14 protein-coding genes and 1 tRNA gene are annotated in these 22,086 nt (G+C 48.7%); 4 read left to right on the plus strand and 11 right to left on the minus strand.

Annotation, left to right across the window (positions count from 1 at the left end):
- Positions 1-11 precede the first annotated feature (11 nt).
- Entirely contained in the window at positions 12-1,691 is a 1,680-nt protein-coding gene (argS, locus tag LRP54_RS00460) for an arginine--tRNA ligase (protein ID WP_231205331.1), read from the minus strand.
- Positions 1,692-1,946: 255 nt separating this feature from the next.
- Between argS and LRP54_RS00465 the strand changes: the two genes are divergently transcribed.
- Together LRP54_RS00465 and LRP54_RS00470 are read left to right on the plus strand one after the other, a co-directional pair.
- Positions 1,947-2,019, plus strand: a tRNA-Arg gene (locus LRP54_RS00465).
- Between the two features lie 266 nt (positions 2,020-2,285).
- The gene (locus LRP54_RS00470; RefSeq protein ID WP_231234590.1) at positions 2,286-3,704 is read left to right on the plus strand and encodes a sodium:proton antiporter; all 1,419 of its coding nucleotides are present in this window, start codon (positions 2,286-2,288) and stop codon (positions 3,702-3,704) included.
- A 107-nt stretch (positions 3,705-3,811) separates the two neighbouring features.
- Here LRP54_RS00470 and LRP54_RS00475 read toward each other — a convergent pair whose 3' ends face one another.
- The 6 genes from LRP54_RS00475 to LRP54_RS00500 form a co-directional block, all read right to left on the minus strand.
- On the minus strand, positions 3,812-5,461 hold the full coding sequence (locus LRP54_RS00475) for an MDR family MFS transporter (RefSeq protein WP_442984573.1): 1,650 nt from the start codon (positions 5,459-5,461) through the stop codon (positions 3,812-3,814).
- 36 nt (positions 5,462-5,497) lie between these two features.
- Positions 5,498-6,124, minus strand: coding sequence for a TetR/AcrR family transcriptional regulator (locus LRP54_RS00480; RefSeq protein WP_231205380.1), 627 nt, complete (start codon positions 6,122-6,124; stop codon positions 5,498-5,500).
- 62 nt (positions 6,125-6,186) lie between these two features.
- Positions 6,187-7,008: a glycerophosphodiester phosphodiesterase gene (locus tag LRP54_RS00485; protein ID WP_231234591.1), complete on the minus strand. Its 822-nt coding sequence runs from the start codon at positions 7,006-7,008 to the stop codon at positions 6,187-6,189.
- Positions 7,009-7,857 carry a M23 family metallopeptidase gene (locus LRP54_RS00490; protein ID WP_231234592.1) on the minus strand — a complete coding sequence of 283 codons (849 nt, stop codon included), beginning with the start codon at positions 7,855-7,857 and terminating at the stop codon, positions 7,009-7,011. It abuts the gene before it with no gap.
- Positions 7,858-7,983: 126 nt separating this feature from the next.
- Entirely contained in the window at positions 7,984-9,030 is a 1,047-nt protein-coding gene (locus tag LRP54_RS00495; RefSeq protein WP_231234593.1) for a hemolysin family protein, read from the minus strand.
- Positions 9,027-10,364, minus strand: coding sequence for a hemolysin family protein (locus tag LRP54_RS00500; protein WP_269212660.1), 1,338 nt, complete (start codon positions 10,362-10,364; stop codon positions 9,027-9,029). Before LRP54_RS00500 ends, LRP54_RS00495 begins: the two co-directional genes overlap by 4 nt.
- Before the next feature lie 278 nt (positions 10,365-10,642).
- On the opposite strand from LRP54_RS00500, the gene LRP54_RS00505 reads away from it, so the two are divergent.
- Both LRP54_RS00505 and LRP54_RS00510 read left to right on the plus strand, forming a co-directional pair.
- A complete protein-coding gene (locus LRP54_RS00505) occupies positions 10,643-14,515 on the plus strand; it encodes a multifunctional oxoglutarate decarboxylase/oxoglutarate dehydrogenase thiamine pyrophosphate-binding subunit/dihydrolipoyllysine-residue succinyltransferase subunit (protein ID WP_231234594.1) in 3,873 nt (1,290 codons plus the stop codon).
- Between the two features lie 232 nt (positions 14,516-14,747).
- The gene (locus LRP54_RS00510) at positions 14,748-15,347 is read left to right on the plus strand and encodes a GDSL-type esterase/lipase family protein (protein WP_231205385.1); all 600 of its coding nucleotides are present in this window, start codon (positions 14,748-14,750) and stop codon (positions 15,345-15,347) included.
- Between the two features lie 283 nt (positions 15,348-15,630).
- Here the strand turns inward: LRP54_RS00510 and secA are convergent, their stop codons facing one another.
- The 4 genes from secA to LRP54_RS00530 form a co-directional block, all read right to left on the minus strand.
- Positions 15,631-18,447: a preprotein translocase subunit SecA gene (gene secA, locus LRP54_RS00515; RefSeq protein WP_231205386.1), complete on the minus strand. Its 2,817-nt coding sequence runs from the start codon at positions 18,445-18,447 to the stop codon at positions 15,631-15,633.
- Between the two features lie 198 nt (positions 18,448-18,645).
- Positions 18,646-19,290 carry a ribosome hibernation-promoting factor, HPF/YfiA family gene (gene hpf / locus LRP54_RS00520; RefSeq protein WP_231205387.1) on the minus strand — a complete coding sequence of 215 codons (645 nt, stop codon included), beginning with the start codon at positions 19,288-19,290 and terminating at the stop codon, positions 18,646-18,648.
- Positions 19,291-19,459: 169 nt separating this feature from the next.
- The gene (locus tag LRP54_RS00525) at positions 19,460-20,149 is read right to left on the minus strand and encodes a phosphoribosyltransferase family protein (RefSeq protein WP_231234595.1); all 690 of its coding nucleotides are present in this window, start codon (positions 20,147-20,149) and stop codon (positions 19,460-19,462) included.
- 239 nt (positions 20,150-20,388) lie between these two features.
- Positions 20,389-22,083: an LpqB family beta-propeller domain-containing protein gene (locus tag LRP54_RS00530; RefSeq protein ID WP_231234596.1), complete on the minus strand. Its 1,695-nt coding sequence runs from the start codon at positions 22,081-22,083 to the stop codon at positions 20,389-20,391.
- Positions 22,084-22,086: the final 3 nt, after the last annotated feature.

Consider the following 22,086-nt stretch of genomic DNA (forward strand, 5'->3'; position numbering starts at 1 on the left):
CCGTCAGTTGGTCACATTCGCTCAGGAGCACTCACACCTAATAAATCTAAACCTGAACGAAGTACGCACGTCACCGCATCGTTAAGCCACAGGCGTGCCACATGAGAATCTTCCACAGGGTCTTCACCACGCGGAGTTACACGGCACTGCCCATACCATGTGTGATAGGTCGCTGCGACAGATTCTAAGTATCGAGCTAAACGATGAGGCTCCCGTAGTTGAGCGGCTTGCGCGATCTGCGCAGGAAATTGCGCTAAAACCCCCAGCAGCTCAGCATCCGCTGCCGTGTCCAAAGCAGCAGGAACGAAACCAGCTAAACGAGTCACAGCATGTTCAGCAGCATTACGCGCCACATTACAGGTACGCGCATGAGCATATTGAACGTAATACACCGGATTATCATTTGTACGCGATGCTAAAAGATTGACATCGATATCCAAATTTGAATCCATTGATACGCGAACCAAGGCGTAGCGTGCCGCATCTACACCCACAGCATCTACAAGATCATCAAGGGTCACAATTGTTCCCGCACGTTTAGACATACGGACAGGTTCCCCATCTTTCACAAGGTTCACCATTTGTCCAATGAGGATCTGCATATTGACGTTCGGCTGGTCACCGAATGCTTCACACATCGCCATCATTCGCCCGATGTACCCATGATGATCAGCTCCCAGCAGGTAAATTGCTGTATCTGCACCACGCGAGCGCTTATCCAAGTAGTAGGCGACATCACCGGCAAAATAGGCTGCTTGTCCATCGGATTTAATGAGGACTCGGTCCTTATCGTCACCATATGTCGTTGTGCGCAACCAGACAGCACCTTCACTATCAAAAACTTCTCCGCGTTCACGGAGCACATCAATTGCGCGTGCTACTGCACCAGATTCATGTAAAGAATCCTCATGGAAGAACACATCGAATTCTGAATTGAATGTGCGCAGACGTTCTTTAATCTCATCAAACATGAGTTCCACACCACGACGACGGAAAGCTTCAATAGAATCTGCTTCAGGCAAAGTAGCGGGGTCTGCTTCACCAGCCTGTGCTGCATCAGCTTGGACTCGGGTGGCAATATCCGTAATGTATTGTCCGCCATATCCGTCTTCAGGAACGTCTTGTCCTAAAGCACGAGCGCGAAGTGAACGGGCAAAGCGGTCAATTTGTGACCCGTGATCGTTAAAGTAATACTCGCGGGTCACGTGCGCGCCGCATGCCATCATTAAGCGGGCCAGTGAATCACCAACTGCTGCCCAGCGTGCACCGCCTAAATGAACAGGTCCTGTGGGGTTTGCGGACACATATTCTAAGTTAATATGCGTACCGCTGAGGCTTTCGTTGCGCCCGTATTCGTTGCCAAGCTGGACAATTGTGCGGGCAAGTTCACCAGCTGATGCTGCGGCAAGACGAATATTGATAAAACCTGGTCCTGCGACTTCTACGCTGTCAATTCCCTCGTGGCTCGAAAGCATATCTGCAAGGAGGGTTGCAAAATCGCGGGGAGCCATCCCTGCTTTCTTTGCCATTTGCATAGCAATATTGGTGGCCCAGTCACCGTGATCGCGGTTGCGTGGACGTTCAACTTTTACCGCGGCAGGAATGTCATCTTCGTCAAGAGAAAGCGTCCCCGCGTGGAGGGCATCGACAAGTGTTATACGAATTAAAGCAGCAAGTTCTTCAGGAGTCACCTGTAAATCGTAGAATGATACGCCCGTTTCTGGCTACTACATCCACGTACACGAGCCTGTGGCATGTCAATATTCACAGTTCTTTTAAGGATTCATTCCATTTTCGTTCCTCGTGTTGCTCATGAGTATTGTTCAGGCAGCACCTGCAGTATTTATTTTCCTTATCGATCCGAAAAAGATTTCATAGGAAAAATGAACTTTGTGACGTGGTTTTGTACTTTCAAGCAAAAAGACTGATAAACTAACCCGACGTTGGCCCCGATAGCTCAGTGGATAGAGCGTTCGCCTCCGGAGCGAAAGGCCGCAGGTTCGAATCCTGTTCGGGGCACTTCTTTTTTCAGCTTGAAACGTGTCTGGCCGTAAACTCAACGTGTCTGGCCGTAAACTCAACGTGTCTGGCCGTAAACTCACCTAAGGGGCTAACTTGCGTTCTTACTGTGGGTCGTTTTCTTGTAGCGCTGCTTGTTCTTTGCTTTAACGCGTTCCCCGTACCGCTGATCTTCTGTGGTACCAACTCACGGACCAGTACGGGCATGGACTGCGACAACCCGTAGAGTTAATGAAGTTCATATTCGTAGACATAAGGAAGATGAAGTGACGTATCAGTGGTGGGTTCTCCTCCCTTTCATTTTTATGCTGGCAAGTATTGCTTTGTTCCCTATCATTCCTGCTACTTCGCACTGGTGGGAGCGTAATTCTAGTCAGCTGATCGTCGCGTTAACTTTAGGTGTCCCAACAACTCTCTGGATGGTTTTTCACGCAGGAGCTGAATCCTTCACCTTAACTGCAATTGACTATTTCCAGTTCATTACGCTGCTTTTTGCACTTTTTGTGGTTTCTGGCGGAATCCACTTGGCAGGTGACATTCAGGCTACACCGCGTAATAACACTATTTTCTTGGCTATTGGCGGTTTCCTTGCCAGTTTCATTGGCACAACAGGGGCCGCTATGCTCCTGATTCGCCCGCTCCTGGCAACGAATAAAGAACGCGCGTATAGGGTTCACACTGTTCTTTTCACAATTTTCATTGTCGCTAACTGCGGTGGTTTACTCACCCCACTTGGTGATCCACCTCTTTTCTTGGGTTTCCTCAAGGGCGTGCCGTTCACGTGGACATTCAACCTGTGGAAAGAATGGGCTTTTGTCCTCGCTTTGCTCTTATTCACTTACTATTCAATAGATTCTTTGTACTACGCTGCTGAAACTAAAAAAGCCATCCAACAGGACCGTGCTGAAATCACTCCTCTACGCCTAGACGGAAAAATTAATCTCATCTTTTTTGCTCTGATTATCATTTCTGTCGCTTTTATTCCTTCTGTTGATGCACATGAGGCGGCTGCAGGTCATGTCCACGGCCTTGCCCTTATACCGTGGCGTGAAATTGTCATGCTTGCTGCTGCCGGGGCTTCCTATGTCTTTGGTTCACGTGACATTCGTTTCCGTGATAATGGCTTTACTTGGACCCCAATAGCAGAGGTCGGCATCCTCTTTATTGGGATTTTTGCGACTATGGCACCCGCTTTGAAATTCCTCGAACAAGTCGCTCCTTCTTTACCTTTGAACCGTGTGACGTTCTTTGTATTCGCCGGTGGTTTGTCCTCTGTTTTAGATAATGCACCTACCTACCTCACTTTCTTTGAGATGGCGAAAGTTCTTGCAACACCAGATCACCTTCTTATTGCAGGGGTTCCGCTCCTTTACCTTGTTCCTATTTCTTTGGGAGCAGTTTTCTGCGGAGCTCTCACTTATATAGGTAATGGACCTAATTTCATGGTGAAATCAGTAGCTGAAGCTGATGGTGTTCCAATGCCTACTTTTGGCCGTTACATCGTTCATGCTCTGTCTTTGCTTGCTCCAGTTCTTGTAGCTATGGCACTTGTTTTCGTTGCTGAGTCTGTGTGGGCACATATGGCAGGTTGGTGTATAGCGGCTCTCTTAGTTGCTGTAGGTGTTGCTCGCCTTATACGTGCCCGTTCGGTTTCTGTTGTTCACAATCAGGGATTGAAAGACTGATAAGCGACGGCCTCTCCAGTCGTATATATGACACATATGCCGTGGTGCCTGTACTTTTAGTGAGACACCACGGCATATTGCTATAGTTAATCGAAAGGTGAGATGTCCTATTCCACAGGGGTTTCCATCTGAGCTTTTTCATGTTCTGCCAACTGTTGTAGGCCTGTCTTTGTTGATAAAGCCTTCGATGGGAAGAAGAAGCCGATGAGAGCAGTGAAGATAAGGATAGGCACAAGGAGGGTGAAAATTGGTACTAATGAGTCAGCATACGACTGAGCAATTACTTGTTGTAGGGCTTCAGGCATAGCTTGAACACCTGCTGGTGTCAGATCATTCGTTATTTCACCAACGTGTCCGGATGAGAATTGAGAAAAAACTTCCAAGAGCGCCGGATGTGCTGCAAGGGCTGAAGCAATATTGTCACTCATATGCGTTTTCAGACCCGATGCAAAAGCTGTACCGATGAGCGAAGCACCTAAAGAAACGGCAACTTCACGGAAAAAGTTATTTCCACTTGTCGCAGTCCCCATGTGCTGCTGAGGAACATCATTTTGAACCAGGGTGACAAGCAATTGGAAAAATAAGCCAATTCCTACACCCATCACACATGTCAATACGGAAAGCACCCATGCTGGTGTTTCAATTGTGATGCGACTGAGGCCAAAAGTTCCCGTAGCGGCAATAAGTGGCCCAAGGATCGGGTAGATCCGGTAGTTTCCTGTACGACTCATTGCAGCACCAGAGAAAAGGCCGCCACCAATCATGCCAGCCGTCATAGGGACTAAAAGCAATCCCGATACGGTAGCGGAATAGCCGTATGCCATTTGGAAGTAGGTGGGTAGGTATAACGTGGAGCCTACCATGACACCCATGACAAGCATGCCGCTAATGGTAGCGACCACAAATGTGCGATTCATAAGGATACTTAAAGGCAGGACAGGCTCTGCGGCACGCATTTCCACCAGGCCAAATAATCCCCATGCGACAAGGCCACATGCAAGTAAAGCAATAATCACGGGATCAGTCCACGCGTATTGTCCGCCACCCCATGTAGCAGCCAAAACAATCGCAACCGCTCCGATATTCATGAGGGCAAGCCCGAGCCAGTCAATCGGAGCATGTAAGTGATGACGTGGCAGTTTCAGTGTGAGGACAACCGCTAGGAGGGCAATGATTCCCAGCGGTAAGTTAATCCAGAATGTCCACCGCCAAGAAATTGAATCTGTGAGCCAGCCTCCAATAATCGGACCAAGCACAGAGGCCACACCGAACATTGCGCCGATTGGCGCACTGTAGATTCCGCGTGAGCGTGGCGGAATCAAATCCCCCATGATGGCTTGTGAAGAAATCATGAGGCCCCCGCCACCGAGTCCTTGAAGCGCACGAAATACAATTAGCTGGAACATGTCCTGAGCAAAACCACATAGCGCCGAGCCCACGAGGAAAAGGATAATTGCGCTGATAAAAAGGGTTTTTCGACCGATGAGGTCACCAAATTTCCCATAAATTGGCATCACCACAGTGATTGCCAGCGTATATGCTGTGACGATCCATGCCATATGTTCTGCTCCGCCAAGGGTTCCCACGATGGTAGGGAGCGCGGTTCCAACAATTGTTTGATCCATTGCGGATAAGAACATGACGATCATCAGGGCTGCATATATTGCCCAGAATTTTCGGTCGGGATGGAAGGCTGTATCAAAGGTATCTGTATGAGAGTTATTTTCCGAGGTTTTTTTCACGGGAGTTGCTATCATTTTCTTCTCTATAGTTCTGTAGTGTTGTATACCGTTTCACTTTTTGTCGGAATTATCGGTAAGAATTGTGCGGAAAGTATCAAGTGTCATATCGAGGGCTGCGATGAGTCCCTCTGTTTCTGCTTCTGTTTCTTGTTCCATTGCACGGCACCAATACACGACTGCACATCCTTCAATTGTCTGCATGAGGTGTACAGCAGCTAGTACTGTGATGTCTTCACTGCTTGCGTGAAAGCGTGTAGCAAAAGCCTGTCGCAGTGAGGTGACATTTGTATGGATAGCTTGGTCAAGTATGATTTTTACTTCAGGATTTGCTTTAAGGATGTCTTTCACGTGTCGAAAGTAGGTACTTTCAAGGGCTATGCGAGAAAAGCGTAGCGCTAAGCATCGACGTATGCAGTCATATAGAGGAGTGTGCTCATCCTCAATGATCGTGATTTCTTCAGCAGAAACAGGCTGCGGTAAGAAACCTAATGTCTCTGCTTTTGAGGGAAAGTAGTTGAATACAGTGCGTCGTGATACTCCCGCTTGTTCAGCAATATCGTCCATTGTGACATGTGAATATCCTTTTTCAAGAATGAGGTCATATGCGGCGCGACGGATAATTTCTTCGCGGCGCATGCGAAGTGAAGGACGTTCACTTGTGTTTTCTTTTTGAGCCACACAGAAACATTACACTCAGTGCAAATTTACACCAAGTGCAAATTATGTGAAAAAAGGCACCACTAATCCCGCGGACGACGAGAAGGCGCATGGACGTGCCCCGGCGGAGGAAGCTCACGCCACACCTGACGTTCCATCAACACCTGACGAGCAAGAGTCGGCCGATCTGTCACAAGACCATCAACACCAATATCCAACAAATGATGCATATCAGCTTCATCATTAACAGTCCACACATGAACCGCCAAACCAGCCCTATGCGCAGCCGCCACAAAACGACGATCCACCACACGAATAGGACCCTGATATTCAGGAACTTGAACGGCTCGAACACCTCGTTTAGGCCCTGGAACACCCCACGCAGCAGCATCACTGTGAGTATGCGCAGCTGCAAGTAAACGCACAACCGCGGCAGTACCTAAAGATGTAGTCACCTGCGGGCACAGAGCACGCACTTTCATCAAACGCTTCTCTGAAAAGGAAGCAATTAATACTCGATGAAAAGCACGATGAGTAGCTATCACCTCAAGGAGAGGATCAACCACAGCATCACTTTTAGCATCAATATTGAAGTACATATCAGGGAATGCTTCAAGCGCCTCAGACAGAGCCAACATGCGCTGTCCTGAGATTCCTTCCATACGCTTCAGATCATTCCACGCATAATCATGAATCATTCCCTGTGCGTGAAATGTTCGATCAACCGAAGCATCATGATTCACCACAACAACACCATCAGCACTCACATGAGCATCTGTCTCAATATGACGAATCCCTAAAGAACGTAAAGCCTCAAAAGCACGTTCGGAATTTTCAGGGGCTTCCCCTCCCCCACCTCTATGAGCAATGACAAGAGGACAACGTGCAGCAGTCACTGGATACATTTAGCACTCCTGACCAAGATGAACAGCTCGATGAGAAAGCAACCACACCATCGGATCAACGGGAGTATCTGATGAATCATGTATTTCCAAATGCAAATGCGGACCCGTTGACCAACCATTATTGCCAATCGCACCGATATGCTGCCCAGCTTTTACCTGGTCGCCTTCAGAAACAGTAATCTGATTGATATATTGATGATAGTAGACGGAATAAAAAACCGAACCATCACTATCCATATGCCGAATTTTCAAATTTGTTCCAGCACCCACAGCCTCCGCAGCTTTAATGACTTCACCATCAGCAACCGCATAAATCGGCGTCCCCAAAGGACCAGCAAAATCAGATCCGCTATGAAAAGACTCCCCCCGACCTAAAGGATCAATACGTGGGCCAAAAGGCGACGTGTATTCATACGCACCCGCAGGAACAGGGAAATAAATTTGACTACTCTGAGTCACTGTTCGCCCACCGGCCGCCGCAGTATCAGAGGGCACACACGGCGAAAGAGTTACTGGTGTGCGTACACGAGCACGCGTTGCAGCAGAAATATTTTCAGTCAAAGAGGTGTCATCTTCTAGCGGCACCAAGGTATTCGCCCAGCTTTTCCCCGCAGTATCAGTGCCCACTTCACGCACAGGTAAGGAAATAGAACGCACCGGATCTACAAGTCCCGTCAACGGAATCACAACGGTTAAAGCCGCCAAAAGGCATAAAACCACGACACGCAATCCCCAACGTGAAGCACGTGAAGGAAACGAAGGTAAAGGAATTTCACCGGTTTCCAAATCACGCTGCATATGCCACTGACGGCGCGTGGGTAACTGGTGAGGCAATGCATCATCAGCCATCAGACTATCCCTTCCTTTACCCACAATCCTCTCAAGACACCTGCACCCAGACTACAACCTGCATTTCATTTGTGCGGCCTATAAAAATATTCATCCGCCCTCACAAGGCATCTTCTCTACGTGACTTTACCATCCACCATCACGCTGCAAAGAATCACGGACTTCACCCACCAGTTCTTCAATCACATCTTCAAGAAAGAGCACACCTACGACCCTTCCCTCCGTGTCTTGCACAGCAGCAATATGGGTTCCGGTGCGTTGCATATGACGTAAAGCATCCTCGACTTCATCATTGGCGCCAACATATTCCATACGGCGAATACGCCACGGTTCAATGGGCAGATTCCGTTCTTCTGAAGTGGCGTGAAGGATATCTTTCACATGCACGTATCCACAGATCATCTGGGCATCATCAATAACAGGAAAACGCGAAAAACCCGTACGCGCAACCTCTTTTTCACATTGAGCAGGTGTTACATGCTCAGACACAACCACTAAATCATCACGCGAGATCATAATTGAGGCAACAGTTTCCGTTGAAAATTCCAGCGTCCCTGTCAAAAGCCCCAGTTCATCATCAATCATGCCTTCTTGTTGAGAAAGCTCCACAATGGACGCGACTTCTTCTACGGTAAAAGTGGAGGCAATCTCTGACTGAGGTTCCACCCCTGCCCGACGTAAAAACCAGTTCGCTGTCCTATCCATCATTGCGATCAGCGGATGACACAGGCGACCGCACGCCACAAGAACTGGAGCTAAGATCATCAAGGTACGGTGAGGTGTTGCGATTGCAATATTTTTCGGCACCATTTCACCAAGAACCACATGAGTCAACAAAACCACACCTAAAGCTAAAGCGAAGCCGACCACATGCGCACTTGCCGCAGGAAAACCCGCAGCTATTAATGGAGCTTCCACGAGGTATGCCAGCGCTGGTTCGGCGACAACACCTAATGAAGTCGAAGCCACAGTAATCCCTAACTGGCATATAGCCAGCATTAAAGACACATGCTCCAAAGCATATAAAGCGTGCCGCGCAGCAGGTAGACCTGATTCAGCAAGAGGTTCAATCTGACTGCGCCTCGTTGAAGTCGTCGCAAATTCACCTGCAACAAAAAAAGCGTTAATCAGCAGCAAAACACATGTAAGTCCCAATGCGAGGACAGGGTTCATTGCTCACCTTCTTGTTCACGTGGAGCTAAAGCAATATGCGTGATACGACGACCTTGAATCTGAGTGACTTCTAAACGATAGTGTGACTCAACAATTTCATCGCCGACAACAGGTAGTCGCCCTAAACGAGTAATCACCAAACCGGCGATGGTATCCCAAGGACCATCTGCAGGCAAAGCCACTCCTGTACGTTCAAGAAGCTCATCTGGCCTCAGTGTCCCAGGAATCAATAAAGAACCATCATGGCGCGTGCGTATCCCCAAACGACGTTGATCGTGTTCGTCTGAGACTTCACCGACGATTTCTTCAACAACGTCTTCCAGTGTCACTATGCCCGAAACTCCACCATATTCATCTACGACAACGGCTATCTGCAGGCCTTCATCGCGTAACTGCAACATCAAAGGACCTAACTCCAAGGTTTCGGGAACACATGGAGCTTCAGCACGTAAAGATTGTGACAGCACGGGAACCTCACCGCGTTTCTCGTAAGGAACCGCGATAGCTCGTCGTAGGGACACGAAAGCCAGGACATCATCTGAGTCTTGCCCGATAACAGGGAAACGTGAATGGCCTGTTTCACGTGCGAGAGCAATGACATCGGCAGCTGTTGAGTCCTCTGGTAAAGAATGCATGAGGCCACGATCGGTCATGACGTCCACGGCAGTCAGCGCTGAAATACGTATGGAGTTTGTCAGTAGTGACGCCGTTGATACATCAAGAGTTCCTTCTTGCGCGCTATGGCGGACCAAAGCCGCAAGTTCTGAAGCTGAGCGAGCTGCTGAGATTTCCTCTTGAGGTTCAATCCCCATGCGGGCCAGTACCCAGTTTGCAATACCACCGAGCAAAAGAATGATTGGCCTGGTCACAGCGGTAAATGCCATGTGGAAAGGCACTACAGCGCGAGCCGTTTGTAAGGGGTGGGCTAATGCCAAGTTTTTTGGAACGAGCTCCCCAAAAAGCATGGAAAACATGTTGATAATGACGGCGGCCAGGGTCACTGCAATTGTTGCACTGAGCGTGTAGGCAATTCCTGTATATCCAAACAGGGCGGTAAGCAAGGAAGCTAAGGTTGTTTGAGTGGTGTAGCCCAAAAGAATCGTTGTGAGTGTAATACCGATTTGAGCACCGGAAAGCTGTGTCGATAGTGTACGGGTTGCTCGTAAAACTTGCGTTGCTCCCTTATCGCCTTCCGCTGCACGACGCTCGACAACAGCTTGATCTAAAGCAACCAAAGAAAACTCTGCGGAAACAAAAAGAAATGTCCCCGCTGTCAGCACAACACCAAATAAAAGCATGACGATATCGACTATCACGAGTCGGTCACCGTCCATTCAGATACCGTAAAACGGCGTGGCACACATACGCAGATATATTGTCGTCCGCTACTGTCACTGTCCATGATGCTTTTAGTCTACCGATTGGTGAATAAAGCATACGCATGAATGCTCTTACTGTGAGCGATCTAAATAAACAATCAGTTCTACAAAACAAAAAGAGCAGCGCACATATGTCCACATTGGAAACTTTTTCTCCATTTGATTCAGACTTAGGTCCCATTCGTCCTACACTATAAATGAAGAAAAACACACGCCCATAGGAAGCGAGGACAATGGTGACTTCGAGCGGACAACAACAGGGCCCTGACCAGTGGTACATCACGCGGATGCGAATGCAATGGGAAGCAGATCCCACATCGGTTGATGCGTCATGGCAACAATATTTCACCTCTGAAGGCCGGCCTACGCAAATACGGACATCTGTACCACCAGCCCCGCCAGCACCCACACTTCATACGACCCAAGACACATTGACACCGGCCCCCACACCGCATACACCTACTGATACCGGAAACTCACCCAGTGCTTCATTTCCACACAACCAGTCAATGCGCACATTCACATCTCCAAAAGCTATTGTCACCGCCGAAGTAATGATCGACTCTGGACAATCTGACATTGACCCGGCTGATTCGCATATCACCAATATTGATGTTGAGATTGAGACAGTCACCCGTTCAGATTTACCGCCGATGCCACGCACTCACGTCGCAGAAGCCACTTCTCCCTATACTCGCCAAAAACACGGAAAAGCTGCATCCGCGCTTAACGCTGAAGCACTAAGCGATGACATCACGGAAACTCTGCGTGCTGTTGCACGAGCAACAGCCAAGAATATGGATGATTCACTCAGTGTTCCCACAGCTACATCGCAACGTGAGATTCCAGCGAAATTACTCATTGAGAATCGTTCTCTCATGAATACCCACTTGTCACGCACCATCGGTGGCAAGATTTCTTTCACTCACCTCATTGGGTACGCCATTGTGGAAGCCCTGTGTGAAATGCCAAAAATGAATGTGCGTTACAGCGTCGAAAATAATAAGCCTCATATGACACGCATGGCGCATGTGGGGCTTGGTCTTGCCATTGATGTTACTGACGCTAAAGGTAACCGTTCACTTATGGTTCCTGTCATTCACAATGCTGACACCATGACTTTCATGGAATTTGTTGATGCTTACCAAGACATTGTCACTCGTGCACGTAAAGGCGAACTTGGTGCCTCTGATTTTGTTGGTACAACAGTTACCCTGACTAACCCTGGAACTTTGGGCACAACAACATCTGTTCCACGTCTCATGAACGGACAAGGACTTATCATCGGTGTGGGTGCAACCGACTACCCTGCTGCTTATGCGGGTGTGTCACCTAAACGCTTGGCATTACTTGGTATTGGGCGCACCATGTACATGTCCTCAACATATGACCACCGCGTTATCCAAGGTGCAGCATCCGGTGAATTCCTGCGGCTGATTTCCACAAAGCTCACGGGGAAAGACGGATTCTATGACCGCGTATTTGCTTCACTTCATATCCCACATTCCCCTTACCTGTGGGAACCTGACCACGAATACGATGCGGAACGCGAAAAAGGAAAGCCTGCTCGCATTGCTGAACTCATTCATGCCTACCGGTCGCGCGGACATTTAGCATCCGATACTGACCCTTTGGCTTACCGTATCCGTCAGCATCCTGATCTTGCTCTTTCACGGTACGGATTATCAGTGTGGGACCTTGACCGTCCTTTCCCCACTGGCGGTTTTGGTGACAGCGATCATATGCTTCTGCGTGATATTTTGGAAAGGCTCCGCGACACTTACACGCGCACTGTCGGAATTGAATACATGCACATTCAAGATCCCGAGCAGCGCCGTTGGGTCCAACAACGCATTGAAGGCCCCTATGAGCCTCCATCTCAGGATGAACAAAGGCGTATTCTCGACACGTTGATACGTGCGGAAGCTTTTGAAGAGTTTTTGCAAACCAAGTACGTCGGGCAAAAACGATTCTCGTTAGAAGGCGGAGAATCGCTCATCCCATTACTCGATCAGGTGATGCGTTCCTGTGCGCGCGACGGTATCCATGAAGTTGCTATCGGGATGGCACATCGTGGTCGTTTGAATGTTCTTGCAAACATTGCTGGCAAGAGTTACGCGCAGATTTTCTCAGAATTTGAAGGGAATCAAGATCCTCGGACTGTTCAAGGATCCGGCGACGTGAAATACCATCTTGGCACTGAAGGTGTTTACAGTGTTGAGGATGGCTTAGCAACGAAAGTATATTTGGCAGCTAATCCTTCGCATCTGGAAGCAGCCAATGGCGTACTTGAAGGTATTGTCCGAGCAAAACAAGATGAGCTCAACGACCCTTCTTTACCGGTTGTTCCCGTGTTGATCCACGGTGATGCCGCTTTTATTGGGCAAGGTGTTGTTCAAGAATGTTTGAATCTCAGCCAACTCAAAGGCTATCGCACCGGTGGAACTATCCACGTGATTGTTAATAACCAGATTGGTTTCACTACCGGCCCAACTTCAGGACGTTCAACGCGCTACCCCACAGACTTAGCAAAAGGCCTACAAGTCCCTATTTTGCATGTCAATGCTGATGATCCTGAACAAGTTATTCGTGTTGCTCGTTTGGCAACTGAGTATCGCAATGAATTCCACAAGGATGTCATCATTGACTTAGTGTGTTATCGCAGGCGAGGGCACAATGAAGGCGATGATCCTTCGATGACTCAGCCAGTAATGTACAACCTCATTGGACGGATTCCTTCAACACGCGCAGTGTACGTGCGTAACCTCATTGGACGCGGTCAGCTCACTGAAGACGAAGCTGCTGAGCTGGCGGCAGCTTATGAGAATCAGCTTGTCAATATTCTTGAAGAAACTCGTGAAAATGGGTGGGTTCCCACGCCTTCGCATGATGATTCTGAGTGGGAAATCCCTGAATCGCAGCTTCCTGGTCAGGGCATGATGATTGGGTGGAGTTCCGCTGTAAGCAGTGACTACCTGCAACGTATCGGTGACGCTCAAACTGCTTTCCCTGAAGGTTTCACACCTCATCCGAAAATTCGTCAATTGTGTGAAAAACGAGCAAAAATGGCTTCCGGGCAGCTTCCTATTGACTGGGGGTTTGGGGAGCTTCTTGCATTAGGTACTTTGCTGATGGAGGGAACACCTGTCCGTTTTTCAGGACAAGATGCTCGCCGTGCGACATTCGTTCAACGCCACGCTGTTCTTCATGACAATGTGAATGGTCGAGAATTCACGCCTCTGCAATTCTTAACAGATTCTCAAGCACCTTTCGCTATCTTTGATTCGCCTTTATCTGAGTATGCGGTTATGGCTTATGAGTACGGGTATTCTGTGGAACGGCCTGATGCTCTTGTGATTTGGGAAGCGCAGTTTGGTGATTTTGCTATCGGCGCGCAAACAGTGATTGATGAGTTTGTGTGTTCTGCTGAACAAAAATGGGGTCAGCGTTCTTCTGTTGTCTTACTGTTGCCTCATGGTTATGAAGGACAAGGACCTGACCATTCTTCCGCTCGTATCGAACGCTATCTGCAGCTGTGCGCTCAGGATAATATGTGGGTTGTTCAGCCTTCTACGCCGGCCAATCATTTCCATATGTTGCGCACACAGGCCTATCGTCGTCCCCGTAAACCATTGATTGCTTTTACTCCGAAACAGTTGTTGCGTCTATCGGCTGCTACATCATCAGTGGATGAATTTACTCAGGGCGCTTTCACACCGGTTTATGGTGAAATGGATAGCACTATCAGCACGAATGTTGATCGTGTCGTGCTATGTTCTGGGCGTTTGTACTATGACTTGGTACGCGAACGTGAAAAACGCGGTGATACTCGCACAGCTCTTATTCGTATCGAGCAGTTCTATCCGCTACCTGTCAATGAATTACGTGAGGTACTTGCTCCGTATGCGCATGCAGAGTTTGTGTGGGCACAAGATGAGCCCGCAAACCAAGGGCCTTGGCCTTTCTTGGCGTTAGAGCTTTTCCCGCAGCTTGATCGTCCTGTGCGTCGCGTATCGCGTCCTGCTTCAGCAACAACTGCTGCAGGTCGTGCTGCTTTACATCAGCAGCAATTACGTACTCTCTTGGATGAAGCATTTATGCGCTGATCGTTCATAGAGTGCCTGTATTTTCCTTTTTCAGGGGGAAAGTACAGGCACTTGCTTTTCTGTGCTTTCATTCTTGTCCACATTAGTGAAAGAACGCGTCCCATGGGTAAGAAAAATAAGTGGCCCGCACAAGCGGTCCGCGCATGTGAACTTCGTGTCACATCATATTTGTGCTTGTCAGTCTGACTGAAAGTGAAAAAGCAACTACTCTTAGTCACAGGAAGGGGCTTTTATGCGTATTTGTGTCGTCGGTGATGAACTTGTTGCCGGTGTCGGTGATCCTCGTGGACAAGGATGGGTCGGTCGTGTGATCGCGCGCAGCGATTTTCAGGCTACGCCTACGGTGATGTCACTTGCTGTTCCAGGTGAGAATACCAGTGGCCTTGCTGCTCGTTGGGAAAATGAGGTTCTTTATCGTTTAGGCACAGAAGGCCCTCGCGCTCTTGTGATCGCTGTTGGTACCGGTGATGTGTTTTCTGGTTTATCAACTGCACGTACACGGCTTAATCTTGCAAATATGACTGACCGTGCTACAGCTTTAGGGATTCCAAGTTTCGTTATTGGCCCTCCTCCTTTAGCGGGGGTTGACCATACGCATGTAAAAAATATTGTTCATGCGTGCGCGCAAGTATGTGAACGTCGTTCATTGCCTTTCGTTGATACTTTCACACCATTGGTTGCTCATGAACAATGGTTTGAAGATATGGCAGCTTCGTGTACTCGCTCGGAAAGTGGCGTTACTTTGCCAGGTCAAGCTGGATACGCATTGATTTCTTGGTTGGTCCTGCATTGTGGCTGGTACGAGTGGATGGGCGCGCAACCTCTGCCATAAATAAATATTCCACTTGTTACACCATATCTTTCATATGTGGTATCCAAGTTTTTCTGCGCACACTATTGCCTTGGGTTTTAACCGAGCAGATTAGGTGAAAGATTATCAACTGTCGCTGCCCCCGTTCCTTTTAAGGGAGGCGAACTAAGGGTTTTAATGTTATAGGACGTTAAGCTTTGATTGAGGTAAAACTCCTGTAGCTTTACTGTTCCGTTGTGTGGGAGTTGCACTGGTGACTGGCGGCGTTCGCATATGTGAACACCACCAGCCACCATGCAGTATCTCAGTGCTGCTTACGTGATTTCTTTGCAGCAGCGCGACGTTGCGAACGATTACCACCAGAGGAAGCAGCATTATCAGTAGCTTGTTCCCCTTCAGCTGATGAGTAGCTGAGTTTTTGTGGGCGACTTTCACGGCCCACTGTTCCCATAACAGAAGCCGCGCGTGCTGCGGCGGCACGTGCTGCCTGACTCTTTTCTGCCGAGGCTTCAGAAGCAGCAGTATCGTCTTGCGCACTTTGCTCAGATTTTTGTGTAGCTTCCTGCTCGCGCATCTGTTCAAGAGCGCGATCAAATTGATAAGTGTAAGCAAAAACCTGTTGGACAGATTCTTCACGAATCCTTTCCATCATGGCCGCAAACATACGCGCACCTTCGCTGCGGTATTCCACCAACGGGTCGCGTTGCCCCATCGCACGTAAACCAATACCTTCTTTCAGGTAATCCATTTCATACAAGTGTTCACGCCATAAACGATCAACTGTGGCGATAACAACTCGTCGTTCAAGAACTCGCATCGGTTCTTCACCGAGTTGAGAAATGGCCAGCGGATTAGCAGCCAGACTCTGTTCAGCTTTCAGGTATTGAGTGCGTATATCACCAATAATTTCGCTCACAAGGTCATCACGAACAAGCGAGCCTCGCCCACCATGAGTTTCTTCTACCTCATTCACGGTCACTGATGTCGGATAGTAGCCTCGCAGGGTTTCCCAAATAGCTTCAAGATCCCATTCTTTCGGCGTTAAATCAGCGATTTTTTCATCAATGATTCCCGTCACCAGGCTCTCAGCAAAAGAAGCCATCTGAGGTTCGAGGTCTTCTCCTTCAAGGACGCGACGGCGTTCCTCATACACCAGTTCACGCTGGCCAGTCATCACATCATCGTATTTGAGGACGTTCTTACGTATCTCAAAGTTTCGTGCTTCAACTTGGCGTTGAGCTGAAGCAATGGAACGGCTGACCAGTTTATTTTCAAGTGGAAGATCTTCGGGATAAGCTCCGGAAGCCATAATTCGCTGGGCCATACCTGAGTTAAATAGACGCATAAGGTCGTCTTCCATTGACAGGTAGAAACGGGATTCACCGGGATCTCCCTGACGACCTGAACGTCCTCGCAACTGGTTATCAATTCGTCGTGATTCATGGCGTTCAGTGCCGAGTACGTATAAGCCACCCAGTTCACGTACTTCTTCACGTTCTGCTTGAACTGCGCGTTCTGCTGCTTCTAATGCTTGAGGCCATGCTGCGCGGTATTCTTCAGCATTCTCATGCGGATCCAACCCTTTATCAGCCAGATTTGCCTGAGCAATAAATTCAGAGTTTCCGCCCAGCATGATGTCTGTACCACGACCAGCCATATTTGTTGCCACTGTGACAGCACCTTTACGACCTGCCATTGCCACAACTTGAGCTTCACGTGCGTGTTGTTTCGCGTTCAGTACTTGGTGAGGTATATGGCGGGCACGTAAAAGTTGCGAAACCAGCTCTGATTTTTCGACTGAAGCAGTACCAACCAACACAGGTTGACCAGCATCATGACGTTCCACGATATCTTCGATAATGGCGTCGAATTTACCTTTTTCTGTGGGATATACCAGATCGGGCTGGTCAATACGGATCATTGGACGGTTAGTAGGAATCGGGATAACACCGATCTTGTATGTCGAAGCGAATTCAGCGGCTTCAGTTTCCGCTGTACCAGTCATACCTGAGCGCGAGCCTTCCGGATATAAACGGAAGTAGTTCTGCAAGGTAATCGTTGCTAATGTTTGGTTTTCAGCTTTGATAGCGACATTTTCTTTCGCTTCGATTGCCTGATGCATACCGTCGTTGTAGCGTCGTCCCGGCAGAACACGGCCTGTGTGTTCATCAACGATGAGTACTTCCCCGTTATCAACAATGTAATCACGGTCACGATGGAAAAGTTCTTTTGCTCGAATCGCATTATTGAGGAATCCGATAAGAGGAGTATTCGCAGCCTCGTATAAATTCTCTACACCCAGTTGGTCTTCTACTTTGTCGATTCCGTCTTCAAGGACACCGATAGTTTTCTTTTTCTCATCTACTTCATAGTCCACACCGGCTGTCAGCATACGGGCGATGCGCGCAAATTCGGTGTACCAGTGGTTTACATCACCGGAAGCTGGGCCTGAAATAATCAGAGGGGTGCGCGCCTCGTCAATCAGAATAGAGTCAACCTCATCAACAATGACGAAATTATGTCCACGCTGCACCATATCTTCGACGCGCTGCGCCATATTGTCACGAAGATAATCGAAGCCGAATTCATTATTTGTCCCGTAGGTAATATCAGCTTCATATTGTTTGCGCCGCTGAGCAGGGTCTTGTCCCACCAGAACACATCCCACACTCACACCAAGGAAGTTAAAGACGCGCGACATCAAATCAGACTGGTATTTTGCCAGGTAATCATTGACGGTGACGACGTGCACGCCTTTACCTGTCAGTGAGCGCAGGTAGGCCGGCATAGTGGCTACAAGGGTTTTTCCTTCACCTGTACGCATTTCTGCAATATTGCCTTGGTGAAGCGCGGCCCCGCCCATTACTTGCACATGGAAGGGACGCTGACGCAAAGTACGCCACGCGGCCTCACGCACAGTAGCGAAAGCCTCTACCAATAGGTCATCGAGAGTTTCACCGTCAGCAAGACGTTGTTTGAATTCATCTGTTTTTTGACGTAGCTGCTCATCACTGAGTGCTTCAAAATCATTATGTAACTTATCAACTTGGTCGGCTATGCGGTCAAGTTTTTTCAGCATGCGGCCTTCGCCAGCACGCAGGATCTTGTCGATGATGGACACGAAGTCTCCCAAGTTCTATAGTCAACGCGATTATCGCAGTACATGTACCAAAAAGTACGTTCTCCTGCTTATTTTACGCAATCTCACCCCAAGGAGCGACAGGGACGCATACAAGCAGAAAATCACACGCCCGGCAGCACAGATACTTGCGAGGGAGCACTTCGCCATGTGAAGTGCTCCCTCAACAAAAGAAAGTGTTTATCGAACAGTCGCGTTCAGACGAAGAACACCATATGTCCATCCGTGACGATGGTAGATCACGCATGGTTGTTGTGTTTCTTCATCAATGAAGAGGAAGAAAGGATGTCCCACGAGTTCCATTTGATACAGGGCTTCATCCAAAGACATTGCCTGTGCTTCATGGACTTTTTGACGCACAATAACCGGAGAGTCACCGAGCTGTTCCTCACGAGCTTCACCCACCTTCATATCTGCGGCACTGTGAAGTCCTGTCATTACTTCCAAAGTCTCCTCAACGGGTTGTTCAGAAACTTCTTCAGGTAAAGGCATATCCGCAGCCAGATCAGCATATCGACGACGGTGGTCTTTGGCTCGGTCACGCATACGACGTAACCTTTCAAAGAGCTTTCCTGCTGCAATATCAACCGCGGCATAACGATCAGAAGATTTTGCTTCTGCGCGAATAATTGGCCCTTTGCCAAAAACAGTGAGTTCAATACGTTCGGCTGTATCAGCTTGACGTGGATTACGTTCGTGAGTCAGTTCCACATCTACTCGTTGCGCACGCGGATAAAACTGAGTGACTTTTGCAACTTTTTCTTCAACATATGCACGAAAATTAGGGTGAATTTCTGCATTGCGAGCAATGACGGTGACGTCCATATTGTCCTCCAAAGAATATGCGAGTTCCCTCGCCTCGATAATGCCTAAGGGCCAACCCCTTAAGACAATGCCTGTAGTTCCCACCTCCCTGTGGTGATGAATGAGCAATTCATTTATGCCCTTTCAGTTGTGACTACCATCATACCCCATAAGGTGATTCTGCTCATATTTAACGAGAAACTTTTCCTGTAGACCACGCAACACACGCCACCATAGACACAACTTTCCCCAGACAACGCAGCAATTCCTCCACTGTTGCTCCACTGGCAACAACATCATCCACCACGATAACTTTTACCCCCTGCGGCACAGGAAAACGTAAACGCATCACACCGCGACGCCCTTGCCTGCGCCGTTGCGATGATCGTCCCGCTTGTGAAAAAGTCCCCACACGTAAACTCACAGCCTCAACCACCCTCACCGGCACAGACATATGAGCAGCACATACTCGCGCAAGACCACAAGCCACAGGAATTGTCACCGACCGTCCCCACAAACGACGCGTCCAACTTGCAGGAGCAGGAACCACCCACAACTCACGTATTGAAGGCTCCGCAAGAAAAACCATCATTCCTACACATATAAGCGATTCTGCAATACTTTCACCAGCGCGCTGCAAAAGTTGCGAAAAATCAACAAAACGATGATGTTTAGCTGACAGCATCACACGCCGCCTCACACCCTCATATTCACCTAAAGCAATAAAAGGCACAGCTTCCCCACCAAGCGATACAGACAGCGCACTCCACTCACGTGTGCCACAGGTAAACTGCTGTTCACAGTCAGCACACAGCACCACATCCCACAAACCACATCCCACACATTGTGTCGGCCATACACACGCTACAACCTCGCGCATAAAAATCGACAGCATATGCCGCACACAGATGAAAAACCTACGCCACTGACCAATCACCTTTTCAGCAAAACATTTCCTTAAAACGCAGGTATGCGTATCTGAAAGAAATGTGGACGGCCTCCCACATATCCACAAGTCCACACGAGCACAAGCAGAAAATGAAGACAATACTCGCCTACACTGCTTCCTCGTATTTCACAAAGCAAAAATCCCCTCACATAACACGCTGTAGCCCTATATCAGCCGGGGTATCGCAAAAGAGAAATATCAGTAGAAAGGCTCTGCCACAATGCGCCTGAACGTAATTGATATGTCCCGTCTTTGAAAAGAACCGCCAATGCAAAAGGCGATGAACCCGCTGTTATTCCAACAGCCTCACTGGAAACAGAGCTTCTTTGAGTAAAACCTCCCACATCCACCGTGAGCAAAAAAGTTTCCTCAACGCCCGAACGCTGCATACGTTGCAGAGCCACAATCGTTTGCTCACCAGCCCATGACAGATCTTCAATCCCTGTGCGCGCCCCATCAATCACATTCACATTTTTAATCTCACGCGGCGTCCCATCACGATCACGCACAACCACACCTAGCCATGCGCCTACACTGCCCTCATATTCACGCAACATCACCACATAGCTTCCCTGCGCAGATACAGCAGCCATACGCACATAACCTGCATCCGCTACATCCACAGGAATATTCACATCACGATCTTGCATGTGTGAAGCCTTCAATGTTCCCGCCGAAGAACCACAGGACCACACCCATCCGAAACGATCAATTGAGATACGAGGATCCGCTGCGCAGCCCTCATCAAGCGGCACAATACGTTCCGTTTCCCCCGTACTATCCACAATATGTAATTCACCTTCACTGACCCATGCATACGGTGAAGTAGAGGTCGAACCAACAGCAATTGCACGAGCAAGCGGATCTACGCCCCTCAGAGGAGAAGAACGGAAATCTCCCCCCACAAGACGACCAATTCCTTGGGCAGTCAAAACCAGCGGAGAATCAACTGCGCTCTCTTTATCCTCAGGCATCTCAAAATCATGAAATGTTTGACCGGACACACTAATTTTCACACTGCTGATAGTGCGTACCCCCGTCAAAGTACGAGCGATCTGCCATTGCATAAGCTCTTGGTCATGAGCATCAGCAGGCGCAGGTCCTTCCAATTGGACTTTCGCAATTCCATCGCTCACTTCCACACTATGCGATTCAAGTCGCGTCCCCGCAGGAACAGCATTTGTCACCACAGATTCCAAATCTGCACGCGGCCCCTGCACAAGACCATCAAGTAGATACGAAGCTAAACGCCGTGTGGGATACCACCGAGGGTCTGACACCAAAATATCACCCGCATGCGCAGGAAAATACAGGGAGGCTCTGCTGTAAGAAGCCATAAAAGCAGCTTGCGACATTAAAATCCCGTCCGGTGGAGAATCAATGCGCCACTGACCTTTTTCTTTCACCAAAGTGTAAGTATTGGATACCGATGATCCTTCAGCACGTTTCAACACACCTGTATCGTCAAGGGAAGCAAGAGCCGCAGCCCCAACAACCACTTTCGTTTTATCCATGTTCTCTGGTTCTTTTAGCGAGACTTGAGGCGAGGAGTCCGTAGCAAAAATTTGTACGTGAGCTGTCGGATCCCATTTTTGGGCGCTACCTTGCGTAAGGAATAATCGGGCAGTTGCAAAATAATCGGATGTTCCTGCTGCACATGCTAATAAGAAATCTTGAACGAGTCGTTCTGGCGTCGTATCCTCCTGCGGGCCTCCAGCTACTAATTCAATAGGCGCATTGACAGGAGCTTTCACATCAAAAGGCAAAGGTCTACCCGCACGCGGCAAAGAAGAACACGACGACACAACGAAGGCACATACCGTAATGCACACAACCCCCAAGTAACGAAGCGTAGATGCCTTCATGAT

It is taken from the genome of Schaalia sp. lx-100 (assembly GCF_021083625.1).
Classification (GTDB): domain Bacteria; phylum Actinomycetota; class Actinomycetes; order Actinomycetales; family Actinomycetaceae; genus Pauljensenia.